Here is a 25683-nt window from a genome sequence, read left to right as displayed (position 1 = left end):
TTGCGGTGTGCCTTGTCGAGCGTCTGCATGCGGACGTTCAACAAGGCATATCCCCACGCTTTCCATTTTGCACAACCGACTACTCGCTGGGGATCCAGCACAAGGACGTACCGCATGGCACTCGCTTCCACACGCTTGCTTCGCCGCCTCAATCCTTTCTGTGCCCAGGCACTGAGCGCAGCGGCATCGCTGTGCCAGAGCCGTGCCCATGCGCAGGTCAGCATCGAACATTGGCTGCTCAAACTGCTGGAGCAGGGCGAGGGCGACCTGACCCTGATTGCCCGCCGTTATGAATGGGACATGGACGCGCTGTGGCGCGGACTGCTCGACCATCTCGACACACTGCCGTGCAGCGTGCAGGGCAAACCGCAGCTGTGTGGCAAGTTGCAGGAATTGATCAAGAACGCCTGGCTGCGTGCCTCGCTGGAGAGCAAGGACAGCCTGCGTTCGGCGCACCTGCTCGGTGCGCTGCTGGAGAGTCCCGACCTGCTGGCGTGCGAAACCGCTTGGCCACTGCTCAGCCTCAGCGAAACCCAGTTGCAACACCTGTTTGCAGTGCTCGACCAATGCTCCGAGGAACGTCCGCAGGTGCAACAGGCAACAGCATTGGAGCAGACATTCGAGGGCTCGACTTCCAGTGCAGTGCCCAACGATGCCTTGCTGGCCGTGCTGGACAGATTCACTCAGGACATCACGGCCAAGGCGAGGGCAGGGAGCATCGACCCCGTGTTCGGCCGTGACGATGAGATCCGCCAGGTCATCGACATCCTCAGCCGCCGACGCAAGAACAACCCGATCCTGGTCGGCGAGCCAGGTGTGGGCAAGACGGCACTGGTCGAAGGCCTTGCCTTGCGCATCGCTGAAGGCAATGTCCCGGACAGCCTCAAGCCGGTGTGTGTGCGCACCCTCGATCTGGGGTTGTTGCAGGCGGGCGCCGGGGTCAAGGGTGAGTTCGAACAACGTCTGAAGAATGTCATCGACGCCGTGCAGCAGTCGGCTGACCCGGTGCTGCTGTTCATCGACGAAGCCCATACCCTGATCGGTGCCGGCAACCAGGCGGGCGGGGCGGATGCGGCCAACTTGCTCAAGCCGGCGCTGGCCCGTGGTGAGTTGCGCACCATCGCCGCGACCACCTGGAGTGAGTACAAGCAGTATTTCGAGCGCGATGCCGCGCTGGAGCGGCGGTTTCAGATGGTCAAGGTCGACGAGCCCGATGACGACAGTGCCTGCCTCATGCTGCGCGGTCTCAAGGCCCGTTATGCCAGCCATCATGGCGTGAATATCCAGGACGGGGCGGTGCAGGCGGCGGTCAGCCTGTCGCGACGTTATCTGACGGGCCGACAATTGCCGGACAAAGCCGTCGACCTGCTCGACACTGCCAGCGCGCGGGTGCGCATGGGCCTCGATTGCGAACCGCAGGCGCTGGTCCGGCTCAAGGCCCGCAAGGCGGCGCTGGAGCTGGAGCAGCAGGCCCTGCTGCAAGATCAGCGACTCAGTGGCGGCCCTGTCGAAGATCGTCTGGCAACCATCGAGGTTCAACACGCCGAGCTCGACCGTCAGCAAATCGAACGGGTCCGGCAATACCAGCATGAGCTCGAACTGACCCGACAACTGCTCGACACGCGCCAGGCCGAACCACCTCGCCCTGGCGACTGTGTGGAACTGCAACAACGCCTGAGCGAAATCCAGGGCAACCAGCCGCTGCTGTCACTCGACGTCACCGCGCGCAGCGTGGCCGAAGTGATCGCCGACTGGACCGGGGTGCCGCTGGGCAGTCTGCTCAAGGACGAACAGGCCAACCTGTTGCTGCTCGAACAACATCTGGCTGAGCGGGTGATCGGCCAGGATCAACCTCTCAATGCCCTGGCCCAGCGCCTTCGCGCAGCCAAGACCGGCCTGACCCAGGAGAACGCGCCACTGGGTGTATTCCTGCTGGTCGGCACCAGTGGCGTGGGCAAGACCGAAACCGCACTGGCCCTGGCCGACTGCCTGTTCGGTGGCGAGAAATCACTGATCACCCTCAACCTGTCCGAGTATCAGGAAGCGCACACCGTCAGCCAGCTCAAGGGCTCGCCACCGGGTTACGTCGGTTACGGCCAGGGCGGCGTGCTCACCGAGGCGGTCCGCCAGCGCCCCTACAGTGTCGTGTTGCTGGATGAGGTGGAAAAGGCCCACCGCGACGTGCTCAACCTGTTCTATCAAGTCTTCGATCGCGGCTTCATGCGCGATGGCGAGGGACGCGAAATCGACTTTCGCAACACCGTCATCCTGATGACCTCCAACCTTGGCAGCGACGAACTGCAGGCCGGTCTTCAGGAGCAACCCGATGCGCCGGACAGCACCCTGCACGAATGGCTGCGACCGATCCTGCGCGAGCATTTTCAGCCAGCCTTGCTGGCACGCTTTCAAACCCTGATCTACCGCCCGCTGGATGCCTGCGCACTCAAGCGTATCGTCGCGCTCAAACTCGCCCAGGTCGCCAGGCGCCTGCACCGCCATTACGGCCTGACTTGCCGGATCGAAGACTCGCTCAACGATGCACTGGTTGCCGCCTGCCTATTGCCCGACACCGGCGCACGCAACATCGACAGCTTGCTCAACCAGCAGATATTGCCGGTCCTCAGCCAGCAGCTCCTGCAGCGTCAGGCCGTCAATTTGAAAACCCTTGGCGTGATGCTGGGTTTCAGCGCCGAACACGGCATCTGCCTGTCCTTCACCGACGCTCGGCAAACGGCGTCCTCTAGGGTCGAGGAGGCCTGAACATGCTCGATTCATTGCCCGTCTTCTTCGACCACAGCCGCCACAAACTCTGGGTTCGCAACCTCGAGGCTCCACTCGATGTCCTCGCCTTCCACGGCAAAGAGCACCTGAGCCAGCCCTTCAGCTACCACATCGAATTCACCAGCACCGAGCAAGACCTCGCCGCCGAACAGCTGCTCGGCAAGGACGCGCGTTTCAGCCTGTACGCCGGCAAACAGCCACCGGTGATCAAGGGCCTGCCCACGCCAGAAATCAAACCGCTGCGCACCCTGAACGGCGTGATCACCGCCTTCAAACGCCTGTCCGCCTCCGTCGACGAAGCGCGCTACGAACTCACCCTGCAACCGCGCCTGGCCCTGCTCGGCCGCGGTCGGCAATACCGCATCTACCAGCACCAGTCGGTGCCGGAAATCGTCGAACACGTCCTGCGCAGCCGCCACGAATTCGAGGGCCAGGACTTCCTGTTCAGGCTGGTGCGCGACTACCCCAAGCGCGAACAGGTCATGCAGTACGGCGAAAGTGACCTGGCGTTCATCGCCCGGCTGCTGGCCGAAGTGGGCATCTGGTACCGGTTCACCAGCGACCAACGGCTGAACATCGATGTCGTGGAATTCTGCGACGACCAGCGCGGCTACCAGTTCGATATCGAGCTGTCGTACCGTCCGCCCGCCGGTCTGAACAGCAACGATCAGGACGGCGTCTGGCGGCTGCAATCGAGCCATCGAGTGGTGGAAAAAAACCTCCACCTGCGCGCCTACGACCCGCGTAACGCCAACGCCTGGCTGCAGAGCGACGTCGACCAGACCCGGGGTGCGAAAACCACCTACGGCGAGGCCTACCACTACGCCGAGCCCTACACCGTACTCGGCGACACCTACGACCAGGACGAAGACCTGCAAAGCGAAAGCGGCTACTTCTACGCCCGCCTGCGCCACGAGCGTTACCTCAACGAGCAGACCCTGCTGAGCGGTGTCAGCAGCAGCGCCACCCTCGCGCCGGGCCAGGTCCTCACCATCACTGGCGGTGCGCCCCAGGCCTTCGCCCCCCGCGCCGTGATAACCCACCTGACCACCCGCGCCGCCCGCGATGCCAGCTTCGAATGCACCTTCGAGGCCATCCCCTACGCGGAAACCATCTGCTTTCGCCCGCCATTGCTGCCCAAGCCAAATATCGCCGGCACCGTCCCGGCCCGGGTCACCAGCTCCCAGGCCCGTGACCTCTATGCCGATATCAACAAGGAAGGCCGCTACAGAGTCAACTTCCTGTTCGACCGCGACAGCTGGAAGCTCGGCCAGGAAAGCCTGTGGCTGCGCCTCGCCCGACCCTACGCCGGCGACACCCACGGCCTGCACCTGCCGCTGATCGCCGGCACCGAAGTGGCCATCGCCTTCGAACAAGGCGACCCCGACCGCCCCTACATCGCCCACGCCCTGCACGACGACCGCCACCCGGACCACGTGACCCTGCGCAAGCGCGACTACACCCGCAACGTGCTGCGCACCCCGGCCAACAACAAGCTGCGCATGGAAGACCGGCGCGGGCAGGAGCACGTCAAGCTCAGCACCGAATACGGCGGCAAGAGCCAGCTCAACCTCGGGCATCTGGTGGATGCCGAAAAGAAGAAGCGTGGGGAAGGCTTTGAGCTGCGCACCGATGATTGGGGGAGCATCCGGGGTGGCAAAGGCGTGTTCATCACTGCCGATGAACAGACCAAAGCCTCGGGCGATGTGCTCGACATGGGCCCGGCCACCCGCCAGATCGAAGGCGCCCGGCAGCAAATGGCCCAGTGGCAGGAAATTGCCCAGGCCCATAACAGTCGACCACCTGCCATCGAAGGCCTGCAGCAACTACAAGCAGACGCCAAAGACCTGTCCGCCCCGGCCATCCTCCTCAGCGCCCCCGACGGTATCGGCGCGGTCACCCCGGCGGCCCTTTTGCTCGAAAGCGGCGACGGGATGTACCTGCAAAGCCAGGACGACATCAACCTTGCCGCCGAGCAGCACCTGTCGGCACACGCCAAAAAAGGCATTTCGCTGCTCGCCCAGCGGGAAGGCATGCGTCTGGTGTCCGGCGAGGGTCCACTGGACATCGAGTCCCATGGCGGCCCGATGAACCTGTTCGCCCAGCAGGACATCAACGTGCAGTCGGTACAGGGACGTCTGGATTTGTTGGCCGAAAAAGGCATCAGGCTCGGCACCGGAAATGTGCAGATTCATCTCGACCCGGACGAAGGACTCCTTTTCGAAAGCCACACCAAGATTCGCTACAGGGGGCAACACATCTGGGAGGGGCCAGGCGGCCAGCGTATCCCGTTGATGGTGTTGCCCAAATTGGTGTGCGAGGAGTGTCTGAAAAGGGCCCAGGAAAACGCCATTGGTTTGCTGATGCGCCAAGGTTGATGGAGGAAAGATAAAGATGAAAACGCCAATCCAATGGCTGGAGCAGATAGAACGGGTGTGCGCCTTGGTCGGAGTACAGGAAGTCGACCTTTTGCTTGATCAGGCTAATTGGAGCCATTGCGCGGTTCCCGGGTTGCAGGCACTGAGCCCCAAGGCGCCATGGTTCTCTTTGTTCACGGGGACGCCGGAAGAAAAGCTGCTGGACCAGGCCCCGCTGTTGATGCGCCTGGACCTGACCATCTGGCAACACAGGGCCTGGCTGGAAGAGCTGATCGAACACGGCGCGTCCGAGGCTCGCCTGATGGTCTTGGTCACGTCCCTGCGGTTTCAAGAACTGAGTCAAGCCTTGCAAGCGCTCTTTCAAATGCAGTGGGGCGGGCAGGCCGGCTTGTTGCGTTTTTACGATCCGCGAATCTTTCCCCTGCTGCTGAACACCATCCTCACCAGCGAACAGCGCGCCGAGTTCCTGCAAGTCGCCTGCTGCTGGGGCTGGCTCGATCGCGAAGACCAGCCGCAATGGCTGCCAGGCACTCGCCTGAGGAAGCAGAGCGGCATCGAAGTCAGTCCCTTCGTGGAGCTCAGTGATGAGCAATGCGCACTCATTGGTTGCATCGGTGACGCTCAGCGAATGCTCAATGGTGGGAAGTTCGATCATCTGGAAGGGACTAAGGAGCAGCGTTTCAACTTGCTGTACTCATTGATCCTGCAAGCCGAACGGGAAAATTACTTTGGCGATTTCAGCGAGTACGTTCGGCAGAACTTGCCTGATTCCAATGTGCCGGTTTGATAGCTGTTTAATGCTCGTGGCGCGTTATAGGGATAAACGAGTGAAGGAGATGAACGTGCTGAAGCGCATGATGGTTATACCGTTATTGGGTGTTGTTTTTTCAATTGTCGGCTGCGGGACTTTGATTGAGCGAGATGCGTCATCGCGAAAAAACTATAGTTCGAACTATTACTATCCGGCCATTCAATATGATTGGGCCATGCTCACCCTGGAGGGTCGCGGAGGTTACGACTACACACCTGTAGCTTGTTATCTGAGTATCGCCTGCCCCTTCATTGTTGTGCTCGGTATGCCCGTGGACTTCGTTGTCGACACTATGCTGTTGCACAGCGACCACAAGAGAAAACTGATCGCTGATCGGGAGTTCGAAGGCTACCTGCTGGATAAATACTGCCAGGCCGATAACGGGCTCCCGGATAAGGAAAGGCTTGAGTTCTATGATCTTGACGTAAACGCCTGTCCAGCCAGAACTGTGCTTTAGATACATCGGGATTTCTCCCATGCGGCCTGAAATGAAATAAGGGAGTAAGCGGTGATGGAGATAACTTTGAGAAGAACTATGGCGCGATGGTTGTTGGGCTTGCTTGGATTGGCATTGGTTGGATGCTCCACGGCGGACAATGAAATGGCAGGTGGGAACATACAAGCTGTCAATCATACGTTGAGCAATATTAACTGGCTCTCGGTTAACGGCTATCGGGCCGACGGTGGAGGGGGACGTTCTTGTTGCATCATCATGCCGACTAAATGGCGGCCTGGTTTGAAGGTTAATGTCGAATGGGAAGTAGATCCGGAGCCGCATGCAAAAATGCCATCTGTAACATCAATAGAGTTCCGAGATGCTTATGCCAAACATTCCGCCAATTATCGGCGTTACGCCACCATCCTAGATATTCCAGAGTGGCCGGGAACAAAGTCATGCGACCTTAAAGTGCATTTTTTAACTTGTAATCAAGTCAAGGTGACGACCTCTTGCTGGGCACCAAGTTCGCCTAACTATCCGATTCAAGAGGCTAGGGAGATGAAGGAACCCGCTGTATGTCCGAAATGAAAAACAACTCAAAAGCTAAAGCGTGGACGCCCCCAGTTTTTCGGCTACGGGGTGTTTGTCTGGTGATGTTGTGATCGTGACTGACGATTACAAAACGCTGCAAGAGAAAGTATCCCCTGAGGGTTTTTCCCTTGCAGCCTGAAATTGCATAAGGGAGTGAGCGGTGAGGGAGATAATTATGAAAAAAACAAGGGTGCGATGGTTGTTGGGCTTGTTGGGACTGGCATTAGTTGGATGTTCCACGGCGGACAATGAGATGGCTGGTGGGAATATACAAGCAATTAATCATACGCTGCACAATATTAACTGGCTCTCGGTTAATGGCTATCGGGCCGACGGCGGAGGGGGGCGTTCTTGTTGCATTATCATGCCGATTAAATGGCGCCCAGGTTTGAAGGCGAATATTGAGTGGGAAGTCGATACCGATCCTTATGCTTACTCTAAATGGCCGCCGCTAGGAACTGATGGCTATAGAGCCGCTCAAGCAAAACATAAAGCAAACTATCAGCACTACAGTGCGATTGTGGAAATTCCAGAGTGGCCGGGAACCAAATCATGCGATCTTAAAGTCCATTTTTTAACCTGCAATCAAGTCAAGGTGACAACTTCTTGCTGGGCACCAAGCTCGCCTAATTATCCAATTCAAGAAGCTAGAGAATCGAAGGAGCCTGCCGTATGTCCGAAGTAAAGAACAATAAAGGCGCCAAGGTATGGGCTCCGCCGGTTTTTCCAGTGGAAGGGCGCTTGCCCGATGATGTTGTGACGGTGACTGACAATTATGAAAAGCAAACCGCCGAGGAGCTTGGTCATCAGCGAAGCGTCAATTCCAAAGGACAGTCCCAGCGGTACGATTGTTGCCACAGCCTGCACATCGGTCTGTTCTTCGATGGCACTAACAATAACGAATTCAATGATACGAAGAAGAATCACCCGAGCAATATCGCCAAGCTTTTTCATGCCTCGCTAAGAGGCGAGAACGCAGAGAAAAAGGGATATTTCTCTTATTACATGCCCGGTGTCGGTACGCCTTTTCCGGAAGTTGGCGAACTGGATTACAGTGAAGATGGGCTGAAGTTTGCGACGGGAGGTGAAAATCGCATTAATTGGGCATTAATGTCAGTGGCTCATGCTCTGACGGTTGCGTTGGCCAACGAAGAGTTATCCAAAGCCGACAGAAAAAAAGCAGTCGAAGACATGAGTACCTGGCGGAAGCCGCTGATGAGCGTCCTGGGGAAGGGCAAACGACGGCGAGTCATGAAGGGACTGCTGGAGGCTTTGGAGAAATGCAAAGAAAAGTCCCGGCAACCCAAAGTACTGGGAATCAAACTGTACGTTTACGGCTTCTCGCGCGGCGCGGCTGAGGCTCGCACCTTCGTGACCTGGCTGAGCCAGCTGTTCGATACGCCGGCCGGCGCCGACCTCCCCGAACAACGTCTGATCGGTTTGCCAGTCAGCGTCGAATTTCTCGGTGTGCTGGACACCGTCGCCTCGGTCGGTATCGCCCATGCGGCGCCTTTTTTCGCCGGGCACATGGACTGGGCCGATGACAGTCAGTTGCTGCCTGACGCCGCGAAGTTTCCGAGCTTCGTCAAACGCTGCCGGCACTTCGTCGCGGCCTTCGAGCAGCGCTCGTGTTTTCCGCTGGACTCGATCCGCAACGAGGACGGTCAGTACCCGCCCAACACCTTTGAAGTGGTGTACCCCGGTGTGCATTCCGATGTCGGGGGTGGTTATCCGCAGAATGACCAGGGCAAGGCTCGTGGCGGTACTGATGAACTGGTATCGCAGATTGTCCTGCACGACCTCTATGCCGAAGCATTTGCAGCGGGCGCACCGTTGCAGGTGCCGGAAGCAGTGTTGCCGATAAATTTGTTGGAGCAGAAGTCTTGGCGGGAAATGGGGCCACAAACCTTGTCAGAGTTTGTGGTCAATCAGCAAGTCATCGAACGCTTCAACGCCTGGCGCTACACCCTCCCAGGCATCACCGCCGACACCCCCACCCACACAAAACCCTGGGAATACAAACCGCAACCACTCGGCATCACCGTGGAAGAAACCCTCGCCGATCAACTGGGCTGGATCACCGGCTGGCGCATCGGTCGTTATGCCAATGACCCGTTGCAGAACAACGACAGTTACAAGCATCAGCCGTTTTTCACCCAGGCCAACGAAATCACTGGCTACGAGACCGAACAACAACGCGAGGCCTACGAAAAGCAGAAAAAAATCATCCTGGCCGATCGGCTGAAAGCGCCCGAGGCGGCAACGAACCACCCCGGCCCGCCCATCTACGAACCGCAGATCGACAAAACCCAGCTCAGCGAGGCGGCTGCGGAATTCAAACGCGACTACAAAGGCTTCGACCGCAAGCAAACCAGTGCGGCCGGTACGATCACCGATGTGATCTTGCGCGACGCCATCTATCTGCTCAACGAAAACGATGAATTGCAAGACCACGCCGCGATCAGGGCCGCAGGTGATCTGCGCACCAAACAATTGTTCCGCGATGACCGAGGCACACCCAGCACCGACCCGCGCATGGCGCTGGTGGTCGCGCTGTTCGATGACCAGATACACGACTCCCGGGCCTGGTTCATGCATGACGCGTTGAAATCCCGTGAGCTGTGGGCCGGTTATTTCTTCTATCGCATGACGTATTTCGGCAATGCCAACAGCCGGGACCTGGCACCCGTGGTGGTGGCTGGACGAATACTGGGCGTGGCGATGCTCGCCGGTGCAACGGTCTACGGCATCAAGCGCGGTGGGGTGCTGGGCGGGGTTGGCGGGCTGGCCGCGGGCATCGGTGGCGCCACCATCGGTTATCAGGTGATCGACAAGGCGCGGGGTGTGGCGCTGCCGTTCCTGCCGGAGGCTGCACAGTTGCTCAAACCCACGGCTCATATCGGCCAGGTGGCGGCTGAGCTCAAGCAGCAGATTGCTGAGGAAAACTATGCGCAGATGATCGATCGAACCACCGCCATGTTGCGCGAGGCGGGCAGTTTGTTCGAACTCACCGGGGAGGACGTGTGATGTTGCCTCTGGTACGCATGGGCGACTCGCTCAGCCCTTTCGGTGGTGAAGTGCTTGAAGGTCACTACGAGGCCTTCGGTTTCCCGGTGGCCTGCGTGGGGGATCAGGCCCGCTGCGATTTGCACGGGCTGACACGCATCAAGGAGGGCACCTCGATAGCGACCATGGACGACACGCCCGTGGCGCTGGATGGGTGCCAGTGTGAATGCGGCTGCCAACTGGTCAGCTCCCTTGCCGCTTCGTCAATGATGTCGGCGCCATGAATCGGGCGCCGCAATACCCGGACGTTATCGAACCGCGCGAACCCCGTTGGCGACGCTGGTGGCTCGCTTTGCTGTGGCTCTGGGGGTTGCAGTCGGCGGTGTTGTTGTCGTTATGGCCAGAGGATCAGCCACGACTGGAGCTCTGGTTATGGAGTGCCGTGCTGCCGTTGTGTTGGATGTTGGCACTGGCCCTGCGTGTGCTGGGGTGGCAAATCGGCCTGTTCAACCGCGATGTGTATCGGCGCACGGTTGATGCCGCTGTGCAGCGCTGGTGGGGGTGGCGGTGCCTGGGTCTGCCGGTGGAGCAAGTGTTGCTGCTGGGGCCCGTGGGCGATGAGCAAACCCATTACCACGGTTTGATGGCCGGTGCGCCCGCACCCAAGCCATCGAAGCCGGATGGCGCCGCACAACCCATGTTGTGCTGCCCGGTGGCGCTGGGCTCGTCCAGTGAGCGTGCTCCGGCGTTGGCCCGACGCCTGGCGCGGATGACCCTTGAACTCCCCGAGTTGAAAGAACGATGGCCGTCGTTGCGAGGGATCGCCTGGATCGGGGATGAGGCCAGTCAAAGCGCCTATTTGAAGGCAGTGGCCAAGGGCGGCGTGGTGTTGCCCGAAGCGCGCATGCCTTTGGATGACCTGAGCGATCTGGACACGCTCATTGATGCGTTTCACCACGACTGTTGCGACGAGGCGGATTGGGTGCTCTGCGCCGGGGTGATGTCGGTGCCGAGCGCTGACGAGCCGGATCTGCCCGGTGAAGCAGGATTTCTCTGGTTGGTGAGCCATCAGGGCCGGCAGTTATTGCACAGGGGCGAGTACCTGTTGCGCGAGCCCGATGAATCGCCCGCTGAACTCTGTGTGCAGCTACAGCGCTACGCCGGGCTGGACGCGGCACCGCCGGCTTGCCTGGCGCTGGATAAAACCAGTCAGGGCGCTTTCGTGGCAGGCGGCTGGCAGTCTGCCGAACATCAATTGTCAGGGCACTGGGGCGTATTGGCGCAGCTGGCGCCCTTCATCGGCATGTCCTTGGCGTTGTTGCAGGCAATGGAGGCCGGACAGCCCTGTGGCTGGCTGAGCCAGGACGGAAACAATCGATTGGCTATAGGAATGGCGGTGCCTCATGGCAATGATTAAGAAGACGGGCGAAGGCTCTCTGAAGAAGGTGGGACTGGGTTATCTGCTGGTGTTGACGGTACTGGTGGTGTTCGGTTGTCTGCTGTACGACTTGAGCCGCGAGTATTTCGGCTGGCCTCGACTGCCACTCAAATCGTTGGCGCTGTGGGGGGCCGGGACCTGGTTTGCCTTGTGCTGGTTCTGCCCGGTGGTACTGCTGGCGTGGGATCGATTGGCAGTCACTCAATCGAGTCGAGTGGTTGGCGCAACGGGCGCGATGGCGACTTCGCCGTTGAGCAAAGAGGACGCTTCAGCGAATGACTCATGGGTGCCGGGGCTAAGGAAATACCTCCTCGAAAATCACAACCTGCTCTGGCGCCATAAATTCCGCTTGCTGCTCATGGTTGGCGAACCTGATCAGATCGACGCCATCGCTCCAACCCTCAGAGATAAAAAATGGCTCGCAAGCCACGACACCATCCTGCTCTGGGGCGGCAGCGCACAAAGCCAACTGGACCAATCATGGCGCACACGCTGGCATGGCTTGACCCGCTGGCGCCCGCTGGATGGTGTGGTCTGGGCGCTGAACACAGCGCAAAGCGCCGACACCGCCGCCATGGACGTCGGCGCGCGTCACTTGCAAGAACTGGCCTGCCAACTGCGCTGGCAACTACCGCTGCACTTGTGGCAGGTCTGCGATAGCAAATGGAAACAGGACAAACGTCCGACCCAGCCGGTCGGTTGCCTGTTGCCGTCACCTGCCACGGCGCAGGCTCTGGAAACCTCGCTGGACAGCCTGCTCGATCCCCTGCGTCAGGCAGGCTGGACGCAGATGCGCGACGTTATGGGTCATGACTTTCTGGTGCGCCTGGCTCGCGATCTTCAGGTCGAGGGCATTGCCCGCTGGCGGCAGGCGCTTGATCCGTTGTGGCGTGTGTTTGACCGTGGTGTGCCGTTGCGCGGGTTGTGGTTCAGCTTGCCGTTGCAGGGCGCTCATGAACACGCGAAGCACTTTTGGCATGTCACCCCGCCCTGGGAAGGCGTGCTCGGCGACAAGGCGGTTCAGCACCGTCGCTTCGGTTGGGGCGCTGCGAGAGTCGGCCATGTGCTGGCGTTAGGTCTGATCGCGGTATGGGGCGCCGGCCTGTTGTACTCGTTCGCGAGCAACCGCGTGCACATCGCCGAGGTACAGACGGCCGTCACAGCGATGCACCAGGCGCAATCTGCTGACGAACAATTGCGCGCTCTCTATGAGGTCGCCCGGGAATTGGGTCGCCTGGATTACCGCGCCGAATACGGCACCCCCTGGTATCAACGCTTCGGCCTGAACCACAACGAGCAACTGCTGGCAACGCTATGGCCACGTTTTGTGGAGGCCAACAACCGCCTGCTGCGCGACCCGGCTGCCGCCACTCTGCAACAGCAACTCAACGCCTTGCTCAAACTGCCCCCGGACAGCCCCGAGCGTGTCACCGGCGCCGCTGCCGCCTACGCGCAGCTCAAGGCCTACTTGATGTTGGCCCATCCGGAAAAAGCCGACGCAACTTTCCTCGCCCAGACCCTTGGTGAGGCGCAACCACAACGCACCGGTATTTCGCCGGGCCTCTGGCAAGCCCTGTCGCCAATCCTTTGGCAGTTCTACGCCGAGCAACTGGCGGAGCACCCGGACTGGCGCATCGAGCCCGATAAACGACTGGTGGCGCAAGTCCGCCAAGTGCTGCTCGGCCAGTTGGGCCAGCGCAACGCCCAGGCCAGCCTGTATCAAAAAGTCCTCAACGACGCGGCCAATCACTACCCGGCGCTGAGCCTGCCGCAGATGGTCGGCGACACCGATGCCCGGGCGCTGTTTGTCAGCAATAAAACCGTCTCCGGCGTGTTCACCCGCCAGGCCTGGGAAGGCCAGGTGCGCGGCGCCATCGACGCCATCGCCGAGGCCCGTCGCGAGGAAATCGACTGGGTGCTCAGCGACCGCCCGACAGACCTCGCCGCCGAGCTGACCCCGGACCAGTTGCGCCAACAGCTGACCGAGCGCTACTTCCAGGACTACGCCAACGCCTGGCTGGACTTCCTCAACAGCCTGCGCTGGCAGCCGGTGGACAGCCTCGGCGAGGTGATCGATCAACTGGCGCTGATGAGCGACGTGCGCCAGTCACCGCTGATCGCGCTGATGAACACCCTGGCGTATCAGGGCCAGGCCGGCGCGCGCGGGCAGGCCTTGGCCGATTCGCTGGTGAAGTCGGCGCAAAAACTGATCGCTCAGGACCCGGTGCCAGTGATCGAACAGCCCACCCTCAGCCATCCGCTGGACGCCAGCTTCGGCCCGCTGCTGGCCTTGCTGGGTAAGGACGCCGAAGGCAAAAACGACGAACGCCTGAGCCTGCACGCCTTCCTCAACCGCGTTACCCAAGTGCGCCTGAAATTGCAGCAAGTGCGCAGTGCCACCGACCCGCAAGCCATGATCCAGGCCCTGGCCCAAAGCGTGTTCCAGGGCAAAAACGTCGACCTCACCGACACCCAGGCCTACGCCAGCCTGCTCGCCGCCAGCCTCGGCGCAGAGTGGGACAGCGTCGGCCAGACCTTGTTCGTGCAGCCGCTGGAACAGGCCTGGCAACGCGTCCTGCAACCCTCGGCCGCGGGCCTCAACAGCCAGTGGCAACGGGCGATCGTCAGCGACTGGCACAGCGCTTTCGCCGGCCGCTACCCCTTTGCGGCCACCACCAACGACGCTTCCCTGCCCATGCTCGGGCAGATGATCCGCGCCGATTCCGGGCGCATCGAACAATTCCTGCAGCAACAACTGGGCGGCGTGCTGCGCAAGGAAGGCAGCCGCTGGGTGGCCGACTCGCGGCACAGCCAGGGCCTGCGCTTCAACCCGCAGTTCCTCGCAGCGATCAACCAGCTCAGCCACCTGGCCGACGTGCTCTACACCGACGGCGGCATGGGCATGAGTTTCGAATTGCAGGGCAAACCGGTACGCGATGTGGTGCAAACCACCTTCATCCTCAACGGCGAAAAACACCACTACTTCAACCAGAAAGAAAGCTGGCAACGCTTCAGCTGGCCGGGCTTCACCAGCCATCCAGGTACCCGCCTGACCTGGACCAGCGTGGTTGCCGGTGAGCGCCTGTTCGGCGATTACGAAGGCACCTGGGGCCTGATCCGCCTGCTGGAAAAAGCTAAGGTCACGCCGCTGACCGACAGTGGCAGCCAGGTCCGCCTGCAGCTCAGGGCCCCCGATGGCATCGACCTGACCTGGTACCTGCGCACGGAACTGGGGGCGGGCCCGCTGACCTTGCTCAAGCTGCGGGACTTCAAGTTGCCGACGCAGATTTTCGTCGGTGAGAGCGGTGCGGCAGTAGCGCAAAACGGGAGTGTCGAATGAGCCTGCGAAGCCTGATCGCCCGCTGCCTGGGTGAGCGTGACGCCCTGTCTCTGGCCCGGCTGCACGCCGAACGCTGGCAAGCCTGGTTGCAGCCCATCAGCGTTGAATCACCGGTCGGCGAAGACCCCGGCTACGACGACGACTTCCAGTGCATGCGCGAGGAGGTCAACAAGCTGTCCGGCGCGGACGCCGACCTGGTGATGCAACTGGCGCAGAAACTGCTCACCCAGCGCTGCAAGGACCTGCGCGTGGCCACCTACTACCTGTGGGCGCGCTTGCAGAAGGACGGTGAGGCCGGTCTGGCCGATGGCCTGGAATTGTTGGCGGCCTTGATCGAACGCTACGCCGAACAAGTCCTGCCCATGCGGCCCAATAGCCGCAAGATGGCCCTGGAGTGGTTGACCAGCGCCAAGGTGCTCGACTGCCTGTCGCTGTACCCGGAAGTGGTGAAGGACGAAGCGGAGCGCACGGTGACGGCATTGGCCTGGCTCGAGCGCGGACTGGACGCATGGCCTCAGGACCAACGTCCGGCGCTGGACGCGCTGTATGGCGCATTGTCCGCGCGATTGGCGCAGTCCGGCGGGGTGGATGCACTGGTGCCGCAGAACAGTGCCAGCCATGACGCCAATGTCCAGACCGGTGCAGCCGCTGCGACGGCCATCAAATCCGGTCGTGATCTGCTGGACAGTGGTCGGGCGCTCGCCGGGTATCTGCGCGAACAACCCCAGGGCTGGCTGGCGGCCCATCGCCTGATGAAGAGCCTGCGTTGGGACACGGTGCAGCAAACGCCGCCTCAAGACGCCAATGGCCTGACGCGCCTGACGCCGCCCCGGGGCGACTACCGGGCGCAACTCAAGCGCCTGTATCTGCAGCAGAGCTGGAGCGAGTTGCTCGATCAGGTCGAGCGAATCTACGCCGAAGGCGTCAATCATTTCTGGCTGGATCTGCAGTGGTACACCTGCCAGGCGTTGAGCAAACAACCCGCGCCCCAGGACAGCTGGGCCGATATCGCCAAGCGCGACCTGGGGATGTTCCTCGACCGATTGCCGGGCCTGGAAACGCTGTGCTGGAGCGACGGCACGCCTTTCGCCGATGAGACCACCCGCGAGTGGATCACCCAGCACGTCAGCGGCAATCGCCAACAGCAGTGGTTGCCTGCACCGTCCGCCGCACCGGCAAGTGCGGACACCGAGATCCTGTTGCTGGAGAGCGAAGCCCTGGCGCAGGCCGACAGCGACGGCGTCGAGCATGCGCTGGCCTGGCTGGCGCAGCGTCCCGACATTCACACCGGCCGACAGCGCTGGTTGTTGCACCTGCTGATGGCGCGGGTGGCCGAGCAGTACGGCAAGAGTGATCTGGCGCTGCATCTGCTCGGCGAGCTGGACGCGACCGCGCAGCGCCAGGCGCTGGCGCAGTGGGAGCCGCAGCTGAGTTTCGAGGTCAAGGCCCGGCTGCTCAAGCTGTTGCGTTTGAAAGCCCAGCGCAACGACACCGACAAAACCGCCCTGGGCCAGCGAATGGACGCACTGCTGGCGGCGCTGGTGGCCATCGATCCGGTACGCGCCGCGGTGCTGTGCGGCTAACCCTCATTCATCAGGATTTTTATTGTGAGCATGGACAATCTGACACTGCGTTATTACGACGCCGAGATGCGCTACCTGCGTGAGGCCGGCCAGGAATTTGCCGAGGCTTTTCCGGACCGGGCTGCGCATTTGAACCTGGACAAGCCCGGCGCGCGCGATCCTTATGTGGAGCGCCTGTTCGAGGGCTTCGCCTTCCTGATGGGGCGCCTGCGCGAGAAGCTCGACGATGATCTGCCGGAGTTGACCGAAGGCCTTGTCAGTCTGTTGTGGCCGCATTACCTGCGCACCATTCCATCGCTATCGATTGTCGAGCTTTCACCGCAGCTGGACGAGTTGAAGCACAGCGAAGTGATCGCAACCGGTTTTGAAGTACTGTCGCAGCCCATCGGCCCGCAGCGAACCCGTTGCCGCTACACCACCACCCAGGATCTGACGTTACGGCCGCTGGCTCTCGAGTCCGTGCGACTGGCTCACGAACCCGACGGGCGTTCGTTGCTGCGACTTCGCTTTACCTGCGGTGCAATGACCGACTGGAACCAGATTGACCTCAGTCGCCTGCCGCTGTACCTCAATGCCGACGCGCCGCTGGCCTGCGCGTTGCATCAGGCGCTGACCCTCAATACCCAGGCCTTGTACGTACGCCTGCCTGGCGACTCGGAGCGTCAACCGTTGGAGGGGCATTTCGCGACCAAGGGCTTTGCCGAAGAGGATCGTCTGTGGCCCAAGGGTGACAGCGCCTTCAGCGGGTATCAGTTGCTGCTGGAATATTTCACCTTCCGCGAAAAATTCATGTTCGTGACCTTGTGCGGGCTCGAGCATTTAAAGTTTGCAACGGGTATAGCCTGGTTTGAACTGGAGGTGGTCCTGCGCGAGTCCTGGCCTCAAGCTTTCAACCTGAGCGCCGAGCACATTCGCCTGCATGCGGTGCCGGTGATCAATCTGTTCACGCTGGAGTCCGACCCGCTGACGCTGCAACCGTTGCAGACGGACTACCTGCTTCGTCCCATGCGCTTGCAGGACGGTCATACGGAGATCTATTCGGTGGATCGGGTCACCGCGTCGAAGAACGCCGAGCGCCACGACTACGTGCCATTCACCAGTTTCCGCCACAAGGGCGGCATGCTGCGCGATGTAGCGCCAGAGCGTTACTTCCATACCCGCCTGAAACAGGGTGCCAATGGCCTGCACGATACCTGGTTGATCCTCGGCGGCGAGGGCTTTGACAAGGACAATCTGCGTAACGACGAAAGCCTGTCCCTGCACCTGACCGGCACCCACGGCCAACTGCCGCGCAAGGCGTTGCAGAGCACCTTGCTCGACACCCTGGTGCAGTCCACACAGACGGACTTGCGAGTACGCAACCTCTGTGCGCCGACCTTGCCGTGCTATCCGCCGAACCGCGACCGTTTCCACTGGCGAGTACTCAGCCACCTGGGCTCGAACTTCCTGCCAATGCTCGACAACGCCGAAGTGCTGCGCGGCACCCTGGCGTTGTACGACTGGACCGGCAGTGAGCTGAACCGGCGGCGCCTGGCGGCCATCGTCGAGGTCAGGCACCACCTGGTGCAGCGCTTCGAAAAAGGTTTTCTGCTGCGTGGGGTGGACATCGAGGTCACCCTGGATGCCAACGGTTTTTGCGGTGAAGGCGACATCAGCCTGTTCGGCGAAATGCTCCATCGCTTCTTCGGTTTGTACGCCGACATACACCTGTTCAACCAGCTCACGCTGATTCTTCAACCTACTGGAAAGTGCCTGCGATGGAACGAGAACCACAGTCAGCGTATTCCCGGCTGAAAGCCAGTGGACTGCTGGAGGCGCTGGAGGGGCGGGTGGCCGAGGCCAGTCTGTATCGCTTCTGCCAGTTGCTGGAGCAGGCACTGCCCGATCGGCCGCCTCTGGGCAGCACCACGCACCCGGCAGACGACCCGGTACGCTTTCGACCCGATCCGGGCATGGGTTTTCCTGCCGGAGAACTGAAAGCGATCGAAACCGATGAAAATCATCCTCGGCGCCCGGCCACGGTACGCACGCGTCTGCTCGGCCTGTATGGCGTGGATTCGCCAATGCCGACGACTTTTCTGGACGATATCGCCCAGCGTCGGGAAGGCCATCAGGCGCTGGAGGCTTTCCTCGATATTTTCAATCACCGTATCTTCACCCAGTTCTATCGCATCTGGCGCAAGTACTCGTACCCGGCCACCTTCGAAGCAGGCGGTAGCGATGCGACTTCGCAATGCCTGCTGGGCTTGATCGGCCTGGGAATTCCCGGCACCACCGAGCGCATCGCCACACCGGTCTCGCGCTTCCTGGCGCTGCTTGGCGCGATGCGCCTGCCCACCCGCAATGCCGAGGGCATCATCGCGCTGGTGACGCTGCTTGCGCCCGATACCCGAGTGAAAGTGACCCCGCACTGGCCGCAGAAGATTGCCCTGGCGCAGCCGGCAAGCCTGTCCACGCGTCACCCGGTGAGCCTGTCCCAGGGCATGCCGCTCGGCGCTGTCGGGTACGACGCCAACAGCCAATTGCATCTGGCGCTGTTCACCGAGGATCAAGACGAGGCGCGTGGCTGGCTGCCCCATGGCCAGTTGTACAACGATCTGCTGGTACTGCTGCGGGTTTACCTGGGCTGGCGCTGCACCGCCCGACTGCAGCTATCGCTGCCCGTACGCAGCCTGCCGCAAGCGGTTCTGGGAGGAGCCCCCGTACTGCTCGGCATGACCGGCATGTTGAGCGCGGGCCGAGATACCCGGCAGGACGCGCAAGACCACAGCATCACGATCAATCTGGGCCGCTACCAAGGCCTGAAAAGCAATCCCGACGCCAAGGAACTACAGCATGTCGCGTACCGCTATTAACCCACTGATGATCGTTGCACTCGCCGCGTTGCTCGCTGGCTGCGGTCTGACCCAATCGGCGAGCGATTCCACCGCGTCCATCGGCCGGGCGATGTTTTACAAACAGGTGAAAACCCTGCACCTGGATTTGAATGCCCGGGTGGCGACCAACACCGATGGGACAGACATGAATGGCTTGTCGGTGCCAACGCTGGTGCGGGTGTACCAATTGCGCGATGACAGGAAAGTACAGAAGGCTGCCTACGACAGCCTGCTGGGCGATGACGACAGTGTGCTGTCCGGCGACCTGCTGGACACGCGGGCCGTGGTGGTCAAGCCCGGGGAAGGGATGCAACTGAATGTACCGATGGATAAGGACGCACGGTTCATCTCGGTGGTCGCGTTGTTTCGCCTGCCCGACACCGAGCGCAATACCTGGCGCCTGACGCTGTCGCGCGATGACCTGGAGCCGGACCGGGCGCGCGTCGTCGAGTTGGGGGATAACCGATTGACCCTGCGACCGTTGGCCAAGGAGTAACCAATGCCCGAGTTGAATCCTTCGCTCTATGAAACGCTCCTGCAGAACTTCGACGGTGACCTGGAACTGTCCCAGGTCAGTGAAGAGGATCAGCACACCCTGTCGGTGCTGGACAATGTGCAGCGCATCCTCAACAGCCGTGCCGGTACTCTCGCTCATTTGCCCGATTACGGGCTCCCGGACATGGGCGTGATCCTGCAGGGGTTGCCCGCCTCGGCACAGGGGTTGATGAGGACGCTGCAAGATACCCTGATCAAGTACGAACCACGTCTGGCGGCGGTGAGCATCGAGCAGCTGCCACAGGTTCAACCGGGGCACCTGGAATATGCCCTGGAGGCGCAACTCAAGGGCGGCGGCCGGGTGACGTTCGGCACGACCCTGGCCGCGCAGGGCAAAGTCGTGGTGCGTCACCTCAAACAGCGCAACTGGCTGTCGTAATCGAATCTGCAAGGAAGGGAGGCCGGATGACGGCGTTATTTGAAATGCGAATTCGCGTGGGCGGTGATCCGCGCGAGTTTGCTGAGTGTGCGGCTCTGCGCGATGAACTGGCCAAACTGAGTCACCCAGCCTGTCCCGATGTGGACTGGGCCAGGGTGGAGCAGTTATGCCTGGTACTTTTCCAGTGCAACGGAGCGGATCTGCAGACGGCGGCAGCCTTCGCGCTGGCACGCAGTCACCGCTGCGGACTTGACGGCATGACCCAGGGGATTGCACTGATCGAGGCACTTGCCGGTGAGTGGTCCGGCGTGTGGCCGCCCGCGCCATCTTCCCGCCTGGAAATCCTGGCCTGGCTATTCGCTCAACTGCAATGGTTGCTGCGCAGCCTGGAAGTGCATGAACGAAACCTGACGGCTCTCGCTCACCTTGCGGTTGAAATGGAGCATCTGCAATCACGCCTGGATCTGCAGGCAGCGGTTCCCGTGGTCGCCTTGCAGACCCTGCGCCAGCAGCTCCAGAGTGTCATGTTCCGCGTGCAGCAAAGCCAGCTGCCGGGCACCACGGTACCGCTGGCAGTGGCTGCCCCTGAACGGGCACTGGTCACCCCCGTTGTGATTTTGCCGGCTGCCCCTATGCCTATGCCCGAGATGAAAACATCGAGGCGTCGCACCGCGTTCCTGATGGGTGCAGTGGCGGCCACGCTGGTACTGGCCAGCGGGGTCTGGTGGAGCGTTTCGACCGGGAATGGTGAGGGCCGGCCGGGTCTCCGGGGCCTCTTCCAACCGGGGCAGGTGATCCGTGACCCCGTGCGACTGGACAGTCTTTCACTGTTCGAAGCGGGCAGTGCGCAGCTCAAGCCCGACTCGACCAAGGTCTTGATCAGCGCCCTGGCCGACATCAAGGCCCAGCCAGGCTGGCTGATCGTGATCACCGGGCATACGGATGCCAGCGGCAGTCCTGAGCACAATCGGCAGCTATCCCACGCCCGCGCCATTGCCGTGCGTGGCTGGATGCAACGGATGGGCGACCTGCCGGACAGCTGCTTTGCCGTCCAGGGACTTGCTGCCAGCCAGCCGGTCGCCAGCAACGACACCGAACCCGGTCGTGCGGCCAACCGCCGTGTCGATATCCAGCTGGTGCCGCAGGCGGGCGCCTGCGGGCAGCCCTTCGCCAGCGGCTGAGGGCAATGGCTCAGCGGCCACAAGCGGGCAAGTCGTGCAAATTCTTCAGACGTCGAGATTGAACGTTCGTCGGATGGCGGGTTGCTACCATCGCAATTGCCTGCCGATATCGACACGGCTGCTACGCTTGGTCGTTGCAGTGCCCGAGCCTCATTCCTGCTCACGCTGCAAGGGTAATTACGGAGCGCGACATCCATTCCTGTCGGCAACCTGCACGGAGGCAGGCGATGGTGATCAAAAGCATGGCCGATTCGACTGCGGCGGGGGTTCCCGTGCCGCTCGATCGGGAAGAAATCGAGCGGGTGCTGGCGCTGTTGCTGGCCAGCCCGTTGTTTGCCAAGTCCAGGCGCATGGGCGGTCTGTTGCGCTTTCTGGTCGAGCACGACCTTCAGGCTTGCAACACGCCGCTGACCGAACACGCCATCGGCATCGCGGTGTTTCGTCGTGACCCGGCAGTGTATTGCACGGGCGACGATCCGGTGGTGCGAGTCCAGGTGGGGCGCTTGCGGCGCAAGCTCGCAGCGCATTACGCCGGCAATGGCCAGCAGGACCCGGTGCGCTTGAGCATTCCACCCGGGTGTTATCGCTTGACCTATCAGCGGCTGCGGCCCAAGGGCGTCGGCACTCGCCATCCGGTGGTCCAGATCCAGCCGTTTACCTGCCTCACCCGCGATGGCGATGACTTTACCCGGGGCTTGTGCGAGGAGTTGAGCTGCCGCCTGTTCGAGTCGTTCGAACAGGCGCAGACCGGGACCAATCATGTGTTGATGCGGGTGGCACGCAACAGCGAACCGGTACCGGACTTCAAGCGTGGCGGGCGTTACAGCTATTGCCTGGAGGGCAGCGTGCGGGTCGAGCCTTCGCGGGTGCGAGCGTCATTGCGTCTGGTGGATGTGGCGCAGGGGCGGATTCGCTGGTCGGCGCAGTTCGATCGTGATCGACCCTATGGCATCGCCACCCAGGAGGACCTCGCGCAGTCGATCTGCCGCTCGCTGACGGGTTACTTCGCCACGACGGGCAACGAGGAGTGAAAGGGGCAACCGCAAGGTTGCCCCGGCATGACGGTTACACGGTTTTCCACTGACCGCCTTCGTAAAGGCGACCTGCGGTGTTATCGAACGTCAAGTCGATTTCGATCGCCTTGGAGCGTGAGGTACTGAACATGGTGCTGGTCTGTACGTTCTGTTCGAACCACACGAGGATGGTTTCCACCGGCGTCAGCACGGTTTCACCGGTGACGACCTGATCCACCGCAACGTAAATGGGGGTGCTGACCTGAGTGCCATCAATGCCGGTAGATAGCTGGTTGATACCCGGATGGATGGGTGCGTAGTCGTTTACAAAGGTCATGGAAATGTTCGGTCCTCCGGTAACCGCCGAACTCAACAGACCGTGCTCATCGAGTGTCGATGTTTGCCCCAGGCCGATATTGACGATATTGGTCGAGACTTTGACCTGCACATTTGCCTTGAACAGGTTGGACGCAAACAGCTGATATTGAGGCGTCCAGCTGAACTCGTTGTTGCTCAGGTAAGCGTCATAGGACTGCCAGACCACGTTGTAGTCGGCGTCACCCACCTTCTTGGCAAAGCACAGCTTGTAGCCGGACTTCTTCAGCAGCGTCAGGTCGCCGGCGGCGATTTCGATGGTGACGGTTTTTTGCGAAGCCGCCAGGGCCGACCTCAATACCGGGCCGTAATCCGACGTCTTCAGTTGCGTTGCACCCATGATCGACTTGACGGCTTCTTGCACATCATTGTGAAGCTGCTGGCTCTGTTGGCTGACAGCGATTGATTTGCTCATGGTTTCCCTCTTCCTTGGTGGTGTGTTGGACAATCAATGGGTTGCTGGCGCCTGGCACTGCAGTCCATTGACGGCTTCACTCTAGGGGCGAGGGGCAGGGCGGCTAAGTGTCTTGGTGTTACAAGCGGGTATCGGGGTTGTATCAGGGGGCAAGTCAGCGGGGCAGCCAATCGGCCGCCCCGCCTTGACCTCAGGCGGCCTTGGCATCGGCCCAGACGAAGTTCCAGCTCGTGCGCTTACCCTTGGCGACCTCGATCAGCTTGTTCTCGTACACCGTGTGATTGACCACGCCGGTGTAGGTCAGGGTGCGGGCGGCATTGGTCCCGGTGACCTCGCCCGGCTTGCCGCCCGACTCGACCATGGCTTTTTTCATGTCGGCTTCCGACGGGGCGCTGCTCTGGTTTTTTTCCACTTTGACGAAACTCATGATTCACCTCTTCCGTGATGGGGGGATCGGTGCCGGCGCGGGCCGACAAGTCGACGACCCTGCTGCACACCGACGGCCATACTCTATTGGCCAGTTCGGCGGCGCAGAAGTGACAACTGCGGCGCTGAGGTAACAATCGGGAAACAGCGCCACGCATTGAAGTATCTGCGACGTATCAAGGGTGGATTCATATCGAAGAAGGTTGCGGCGAGTATCTCGGGCCGAATGGGCGCTCACCGAATGGAATTCCATACAAGGTTTCAGAGTTGTGCCTGCAGGAAATCGCAGGTCTCGACGTCACTTGTCGATAAACCCGCGAATCGCCGCGATGGTCTGCGTCGGCGCTTCCTCCATCAGCCAATGCCCGGCCCCCGGAATCACCACTTCGGTGACCTTGTCCGCCGCATTGCGCATCACGATGGCCTCATTGGCCCCGAAGGATTTCTCACCGCCGACCGCGAGTACCGGCATGCTCAGTTTTTTGACCATCGACGCTTCATTGTCCACGGCATCCTGACGAATGCTGCGGAACTGGGCGAAGGCCGCGTGCATGGCGCCGGGGCGGGCGTAGAGTCTGGCGTAGTGCTGGCGGGTGCCTTCGTCGACCTTGGCCGGGTTGCCGGCGAATTCGTTCCAGAAGCGGTCGAGGTAGAGGCGCTCACGCCCGGCGACCAGGCGTTCCATGTCCGGTCCGCCGAAGTCGAAGTGCCACAGCATTGGCGAACGCACGATGTCGTTCCACGGCGGAATGCCCGGTACCGGCGCGTCCATCACCACCAGGCGATCGGTGTGTTCCGGGTAGCGCGAGGCATAGGCGAAGGCGACCATGGTGCCGATGTCGTGGCCGACGACCACCGAGTGCTCGATCTTCAGCGCATGCAACACGCCGCGGATGTCGCCGGCCTGGGTTTTCTTGTCGTAGCCCGCCGCTGGAATCGATGACAGGCCCATGCCGCGCAGGTCCGGCACCACCACGGTGTGGTCCCGCGCCAGATCGGCCGCCAGCGGTGCCCACATGTCGCCGGTGTCGCCAAAGCCATGCAACAGCACCACCGCCGGCCCCTTGCCGCCGACGCGCACGTGCATCGTGACGCCATCGACGGGGATGTCCTGGGTCTGGAAGGAGGCAGGGAACGGCGTGACATCGGCGTGGGCCGCGACGCTTGAGGCGAGCAGGGTGAGGGCGGTCAGCAGGGGGCGGATCATGGCGCTGTCTCCGGGGAGGTGCTGTGAGATGCATACAATCGACATGCCCCATCCTTCGGCAAACACCTGCAAGGCTTCGATCGGATGAGCGTAGACGGTTTATGGTTCTGTGCCTCGATGGAACCAACTTCGTCAATAGCGTCTAAATTTCAGGGAATATTCCCGCCACGAAGGAGCGACTCATGTTCAGGTCTCGATCATTGATTGCAGCGATTACCTGTCTGACTCTGGTCAGCGGTCCGCTGACTGCGCTGGCCGATCCGGGTAACGGCCAGGGCAACGGGAAGGCAAGCCATGGCAACCAGGGCAGTCATGGCAACAAGAACAAGAATTCCGGTGGCGGGGACTGGAGCAATGGTCCAAGCATCAATCGAGGCAGCGTGCTCGAGATCATTGGCGGGAATACGGGCTACTGGAGCCCCGGGCCGGCTTTGCCACCGGGTATTCAAAAGAACCTCGCCCGAGGCAAGCCGCTTCCACCGGGCATTGCCAAAAAACTCGATGGCCGACTGGTCGGCAGACTGCCCCACTATGAGGGTTACGAGTGGCAGCAGGTCGGTACGGATTTGATCCTGGTAGCGCTGGCCACCGGGGTGATTTATGAAATTCTCGACGGTGCGTTTGATTAACCTGAGGAAGGTCGTCTTCCTGCTGATTCAAGGTGCTCCAGCCGTCTGTCGTGACAACTTGAACTGTCTGAGGGATATCGCGTCATACGCCACGCGATATCAACCACCTACGGAAGCAATCATGCTTTTTAAAAACAAGAGTCTCGTAGCTGTAATGTCATGCGCCATGATGCTTGCAGCCGCCCCGTTACTCCCTGACGGCCTGTCGATCATGGGTTCTGCATACGCGAAGGACGGCGGTGGGAGCGGTGGCGGTGGAA

The 25683-nt window shown here is 61.1% G+C and carries 21 protein-coding genes and 1 pseudogene; 19 read left to right on the top strand and 3 right to left on the bottom strand.

Annotation, left to right across the window (positions count from 1 at the left end; translation table 11 throughout):
• Nucleotides 1-114: 114 nt before the first annotated feature.
• The 17 genes from tssH (at nucleotide 115) to ACCD00_RS18985 (ending at nucleotide 22389) form a co-directional block, all read left to right on the top strand.
• On the top strand, nucleotides 115-2760 hold the full coding sequence (gene tssH, locus ACCD00_RS19065; protein WP_413426857.1) for a type VI secretion system ATPase TssH: 2646 nt from the start codon (nucleotides 115-117) through the stop codon (nucleotides 2758-2760).
• 2 nt (nucleotides 2761-2762) lie between these two features.
• On the top strand, nucleotides 2763-5159 hold the full coding sequence (locus ACCD00_RS19060) for a type VI secretion system Vgr family protein (RefSeq protein ID WP_413426855.1): 2397 nt from the start codon (nucleotides 2763-2765) through the stop codon (nucleotides 5157-5159).
• A 16-nt stretch (nucleotides 5160-5175) separates the two neighbouring features.
• The gene (locus ACCD00_RS19055) at nucleotides 5176-5946 is read left to right on the top strand and encodes a DUF4123 domain-containing protein (protein WP_413426853.1); all 771 of its coding nucleotides are present in this window, start codon (nucleotides 5176-5178) and stop codon (nucleotides 5944-5946) included.
• 49 nt (nucleotides 5947-5995) lie between these two features.
• Nucleotides 5996-6427, top strand: a complete 432-nt coding sequence (locus tag ACCD00_RS19050) for a YceK/YidQ family lipoprotein (protein WP_413426851.1) — start codon at nucleotides 5996-5998, stop codon at nucleotides 6425-6427.
• Between the two features lie 54 nt (nucleotides 6428-6481).
• Nucleotides 6482-6997, top strand: a complete 516-nt coding sequence (locus ACCD00_RS19045) for a DUF3304 domain-containing protein (protein WP_413426849.1) — start codon at nucleotides 6482-6484, stop codon at nucleotides 6995-6997.
• A 178-nt stretch (nucleotides 6998-7175) separates the two neighbouring features.
• Nucleotides 7176-7685, top strand: a complete 510-nt coding sequence (locus ACCD00_RS19040; RefSeq protein ID WP_413426847.1) for a DUF3304 domain-containing protein — start codon at nucleotides 7176-7178, stop codon at nucleotides 7683-7685.
• Nucleotides 7673-10027, top strand: a complete 2355-nt coding sequence (locus tag ACCD00_RS19035) for a T6SS phospholipase effector Tle1-like catalytic domain-containing protein (protein WP_413426845.1) — start codon at nucleotides 7673-7675, stop codon at nucleotides 10025-10027. Before ACCD00_RS19040 ends, ACCD00_RS19035 begins: the two co-directional genes overlap by 13 nt.
• On the top strand, nucleotides 10027-10290 hold the full coding sequence (locus tag ACCD00_RS19030) for a PAAR domain-containing protein (protein WP_111286946.1): 264 nt from the start codon (nucleotides 10027-10029) through the stop codon (nucleotides 10288-10290). The genes ACCD00_RS19035 and ACCD00_RS19030 overlap by 1 nt, the downstream gene beginning before the upstream one ends.
• Nucleotides 10287-11423, top strand: coding sequence for a hypothetical protein (locus tag ACCD00_RS19025; protein WP_413426842.1), 1137 nt, complete (start codon nucleotides 10287-10289; stop codon nucleotides 11421-11423). The genes ACCD00_RS19030 and ACCD00_RS19025 overlap by 4 nt, the downstream gene beginning before the upstream one ends.
• On the top strand, nucleotides 11416-14784 hold the full coding sequence (locus ACCD00_RS19020; RefSeq protein ID WP_413426840.1) for an ImcF-related family protein: 3369 nt from the start codon (nucleotides 11416-11418) through the stop codon (nucleotides 14782-14784). Before ACCD00_RS19025 ends, ACCD00_RS19020 begins: the two co-directional genes overlap by 8 nt.
• On the top strand, nucleotides 14781-16367 hold the full coding sequence (tssA, locus tag ACCD00_RS19015) for a type VI secretion system protein TssA (protein WP_413426838.1): 1587 nt from the start codon (nucleotides 14781-14783) through the stop codon (nucleotides 16365-16367). Before ACCD00_RS19020 ends, tssA begins: the two co-directional genes overlap by 4 nt.
• 24 nt (nucleotides 16368-16391) lie before the next feature.
• On the top strand, nucleotides 16392-18161 hold the full coding sequence (gene tssF, locus ACCD00_RS19010; protein ID WP_413426836.1) for a type VI secretion system baseplate subunit TssF: 1770 nt from the start codon (nucleotides 16392-16394) through the stop codon (nucleotides 18159-18161).
• A complete protein-coding gene (gene tssG, locus ACCD00_RS19005; RefSeq protein WP_413426834.1) occupies nucleotides 18125-19222 on the top strand; it encodes a type VI secretion system baseplate subunit TssG in 1098 nt (365 codons plus the stop codon). The genes tssF and tssG overlap by 37 nt, the downstream gene beginning before the upstream one ends.
• Nucleotides 19203-19739: a type VI secretion system lipoprotein TssJ gene (tssJ, locus tag ACCD00_RS19000; protein ID WP_413426832.1), complete on the top strand. Its 537-nt coding sequence runs from the start codon at nucleotides 19203-19205 to the stop codon at nucleotides 19737-19739. The genes tssG and tssJ overlap by 20 nt, the downstream gene beginning before the upstream one ends.
• Nucleotides 19740-19742: 3 nt before the next feature.
• Entirely contained in the window at nucleotides 19743-20177 is a 435-nt protein-coding gene (gene tssE / locus ACCD00_RS18995; RefSeq protein WP_413426830.1) for a type VI secretion system baseplate subunit TssE, read from the top strand.
• A 26-nt stretch (nucleotides 20178-20203) separates the two neighbouring features.
• A complete protein-coding gene (locus ACCD00_RS18990) occupies nucleotides 20204-21358 on the top strand; it encodes an OmpA family protein (protein WP_413426828.1) in 1155 nt (384 codons plus the stop codon).
• A 227-nt stretch (nucleotides 21359-21585) separates the two neighbouring features.
• Nucleotides 21586-22389, top strand: a complete 804-nt coding sequence (locus tag ACCD00_RS18985) for a hypothetical protein (protein WP_413426826.1) — start codon at nucleotides 21586-21588, stop codon at nucleotides 22387-22389.
• Nucleotides 22390-22423: 34 nt separating this feature from the next.
• Here ACCD00_RS18985 and ACCD00_RS18980 read toward each other — a convergent pair whose 3' ends face one another.
• The 3 genes from ACCD00_RS18980 to ACCD00_RS18970 all read right to left on the bottom strand — a co-directional run bounded on the left by ACCD00_RS18980 (nucleotide 22424) and on the right by ACCD00_RS18970 (nucleotide 24794).
• A complete protein-coding gene (locus ACCD00_RS18980; protein ID WP_413426824.1) occupies nucleotides 22424-23161 on the bottom strand; it encodes a hypothetical protein in 738 nt (245 codons plus the stop codon).
• A gap of 190 nt (nucleotides 23162-23351) precedes the next feature.
• Nucleotides 23352-23588, bottom strand: coding sequence for a hypothetical protein (locus tag ACCD00_RS18975; protein WP_413426822.1), 237 nt, complete (start codon nucleotides 23586-23588; stop codon nucleotides 23352-23354).
• Between the two features lie 297 nt (nucleotides 23589-23885).
• Entirely contained in the window at nucleotides 23886-24794 is a 909-nt protein-coding gene (locus tag ACCD00_RS18970; protein ID WP_413426820.1) for an alpha/beta fold hydrolase, read from the bottom strand.
• 182 nt (nucleotides 24795-24976) lie between these two features.
• On the opposite strand from ACCD00_RS18970, the gene ACCD00_RS18965 reads away from it, so the two are divergent.
• Both ACCD00_RS18965 and ACCD00_RS18960 read left to right on the top strand, forming a co-directional pair.
• Nucleotides 24977-25423, top strand: a complete 447-nt coding sequence (locus tag ACCD00_RS18965; protein ID WP_413426818.1) for an anti-virulence regulator CigR family protein — start codon at nucleotides 24977-24979, stop codon at nucleotides 25421-25423.
• Nucleotides 25395-25683: pseudogene (locus ACCD00_RS18960) on the top strand (hypothetical protein); the annotation flags it as partial. The gene ACCD00_RS18965 and the pseudogene ACCD00_RS18960, both read left to right, overlap by 29 nt.

It is taken from the genome of Pseudomonas sp. Pseusp3 (assembly GCF_047304225.1).
GTDB lineage: Bacteria > Pseudomonadota > Gammaproteobacteria > Pseudomonadales > Pseudomonadaceae > Aquipseudomonas > Aquipseudomonas fluorescens_CD.
This window is presented reverse-complemented; position numbering and strand designations above follow the sequence as displayed.

What these genes read in the sequence shown, in the direction of transcription:
- tssH (WP_413426857.1), top strand. Translation starts at nt 115, where the DNA reads ATGGCACTCGCTTCCACACGCTTGCTTCGCCGCCTCAATCCTTTCTGT.
- ACCD00_RS19060 (WP_413426855.1), top strand. Translation starts at nt 2,763, where the DNA reads ATGCTCGATTCATTGCCCGTCTTCTTCGACCACAGCCGCCACAAACTC.
- ACCD00_RS19055 (WP_413426853.1), top strand. Translation starts at nt 5,176, where the DNA reads ATGAAAACGCCAATCCAATGGCTGGAGCAGATAGAACGGGTGTGCGCC.
- ACCD00_RS19050 (WP_413426851.1), top strand. Translation starts at nt 5,996, where the DNA reads ATGAACGTGCTGAAGCGCATGATGGTTATACCGTTATTGGGTGTTGTT.
- ACCD00_RS19045 (WP_413426849.1), top strand. Translation starts at nt 6,482, where the DNA reads ATGGAGATAACTTTGAGAAGAACTATGGCGCGATGGTTGTTGGGCTTG.
- ACCD00_RS19040 (WP_413426847.1), top strand. Translation starts at nt 7,176, where the DNA reads ATGAAAAAAACAAGGGTGCGATGGTTGTTGGGCTTGTTGGGACTGGCA.
- ACCD00_RS19035 (WP_413426845.1), top strand. Translation starts at nt 7,673, where the DNA reads ATGTCCGAAGTAAAGAACAATAAAGGCGCCAAGGTATGGGCTCCGCCG.
- ACCD00_RS19030 (WP_111286946.1), top strand. Translation starts at nt 10,027, where the DNA reads ATGTTGCCTCTGGTACGCATGGGCGACTCGCTCAGCCCTTTCGGTGGT.
- ACCD00_RS19025 (WP_413426842.1), top strand. Translation starts at nt 10,287, where the DNA reads ATGAATCGGGCGCCGCAATACCCGGACGTTATCGAACCGCGCGAACCC.
- ACCD00_RS19020 (WP_413426840.1), top strand. Translation starts at nt 11,416, where the DNA reads ATGATTAAGAAGACGGGCGAAGGCTCTCTGAAGAAGGTGGGACTGGGT.
- tssA (WP_413426838.1), top strand. Translation starts at nt 14,781, where the DNA reads ATGAGCCTGCGAAGCCTGATCGCCCGCTGCCTGGGTGAGCGTGACGCC.
- tssG (WP_413426834.1), top strand. Translation starts at nt 18,125, where the DNA reads ATGGAACGAGAACCACAGTCAGCGTATTCCCGGCTGAAAGCCAGTGGA.
- tssJ (WP_413426832.1), top strand. Translation starts at nt 19,203, where the DNA reads ATGTCGCGTACCGCTATTAACCCACTGATGATCGTTGCACTCGCCGCG.
- tssE (WP_413426830.1), top strand. Translation starts at nt 19,743, where the DNA reads ATGCCCGAGTTGAATCCTTCGCTCTATGAAACGCTCCTGCAGAACTTC.
- ACCD00_RS18990 (WP_413426828.1), top strand. Translation starts at nt 20,204, where the DNA reads ATGACGGCGTTATTTGAAATGCGAATTCGCGTGGGCGGTGATCCGCGC.
- ACCD00_RS18985 (WP_413426826.1), top strand. Translation starts at nt 21,586, where the DNA reads ATGGTGATCAAAAGCATGGCCGATTCGACTGCGGCGGGGGTTCCCGTG.
- ACCD00_RS18980 (WP_413426824.1), bottom strand. Translation starts at nt 23,161, where the DNA reads ATGAGCAAATCAATCGCTGTCAGCCAACAGAGCCAGCAGCTTCACAAT.
- ACCD00_RS18975 (WP_413426822.1), bottom strand. Translation starts at nt 23,588, where the DNA reads ATGAGTTTCGTCAAAGTGGAAAAAAACCAGAGCAGCGCCCCGTCGGAA.
- ACCD00_RS18970 (WP_413426820.1), bottom strand. Translation starts at nt 24,794, where the DNA reads ATGATCCGCCCCCTGCTGACCGCCCTCACCCTGCTCGCCTCAAGCGTC.
- ACCD00_RS18965 (WP_413426818.1), top strand. Translation starts at nt 24,977, where the DNA reads ATGTTCAGGTCTCGATCATTGATTGCAGCGATTACCTGTCTGACTCTG.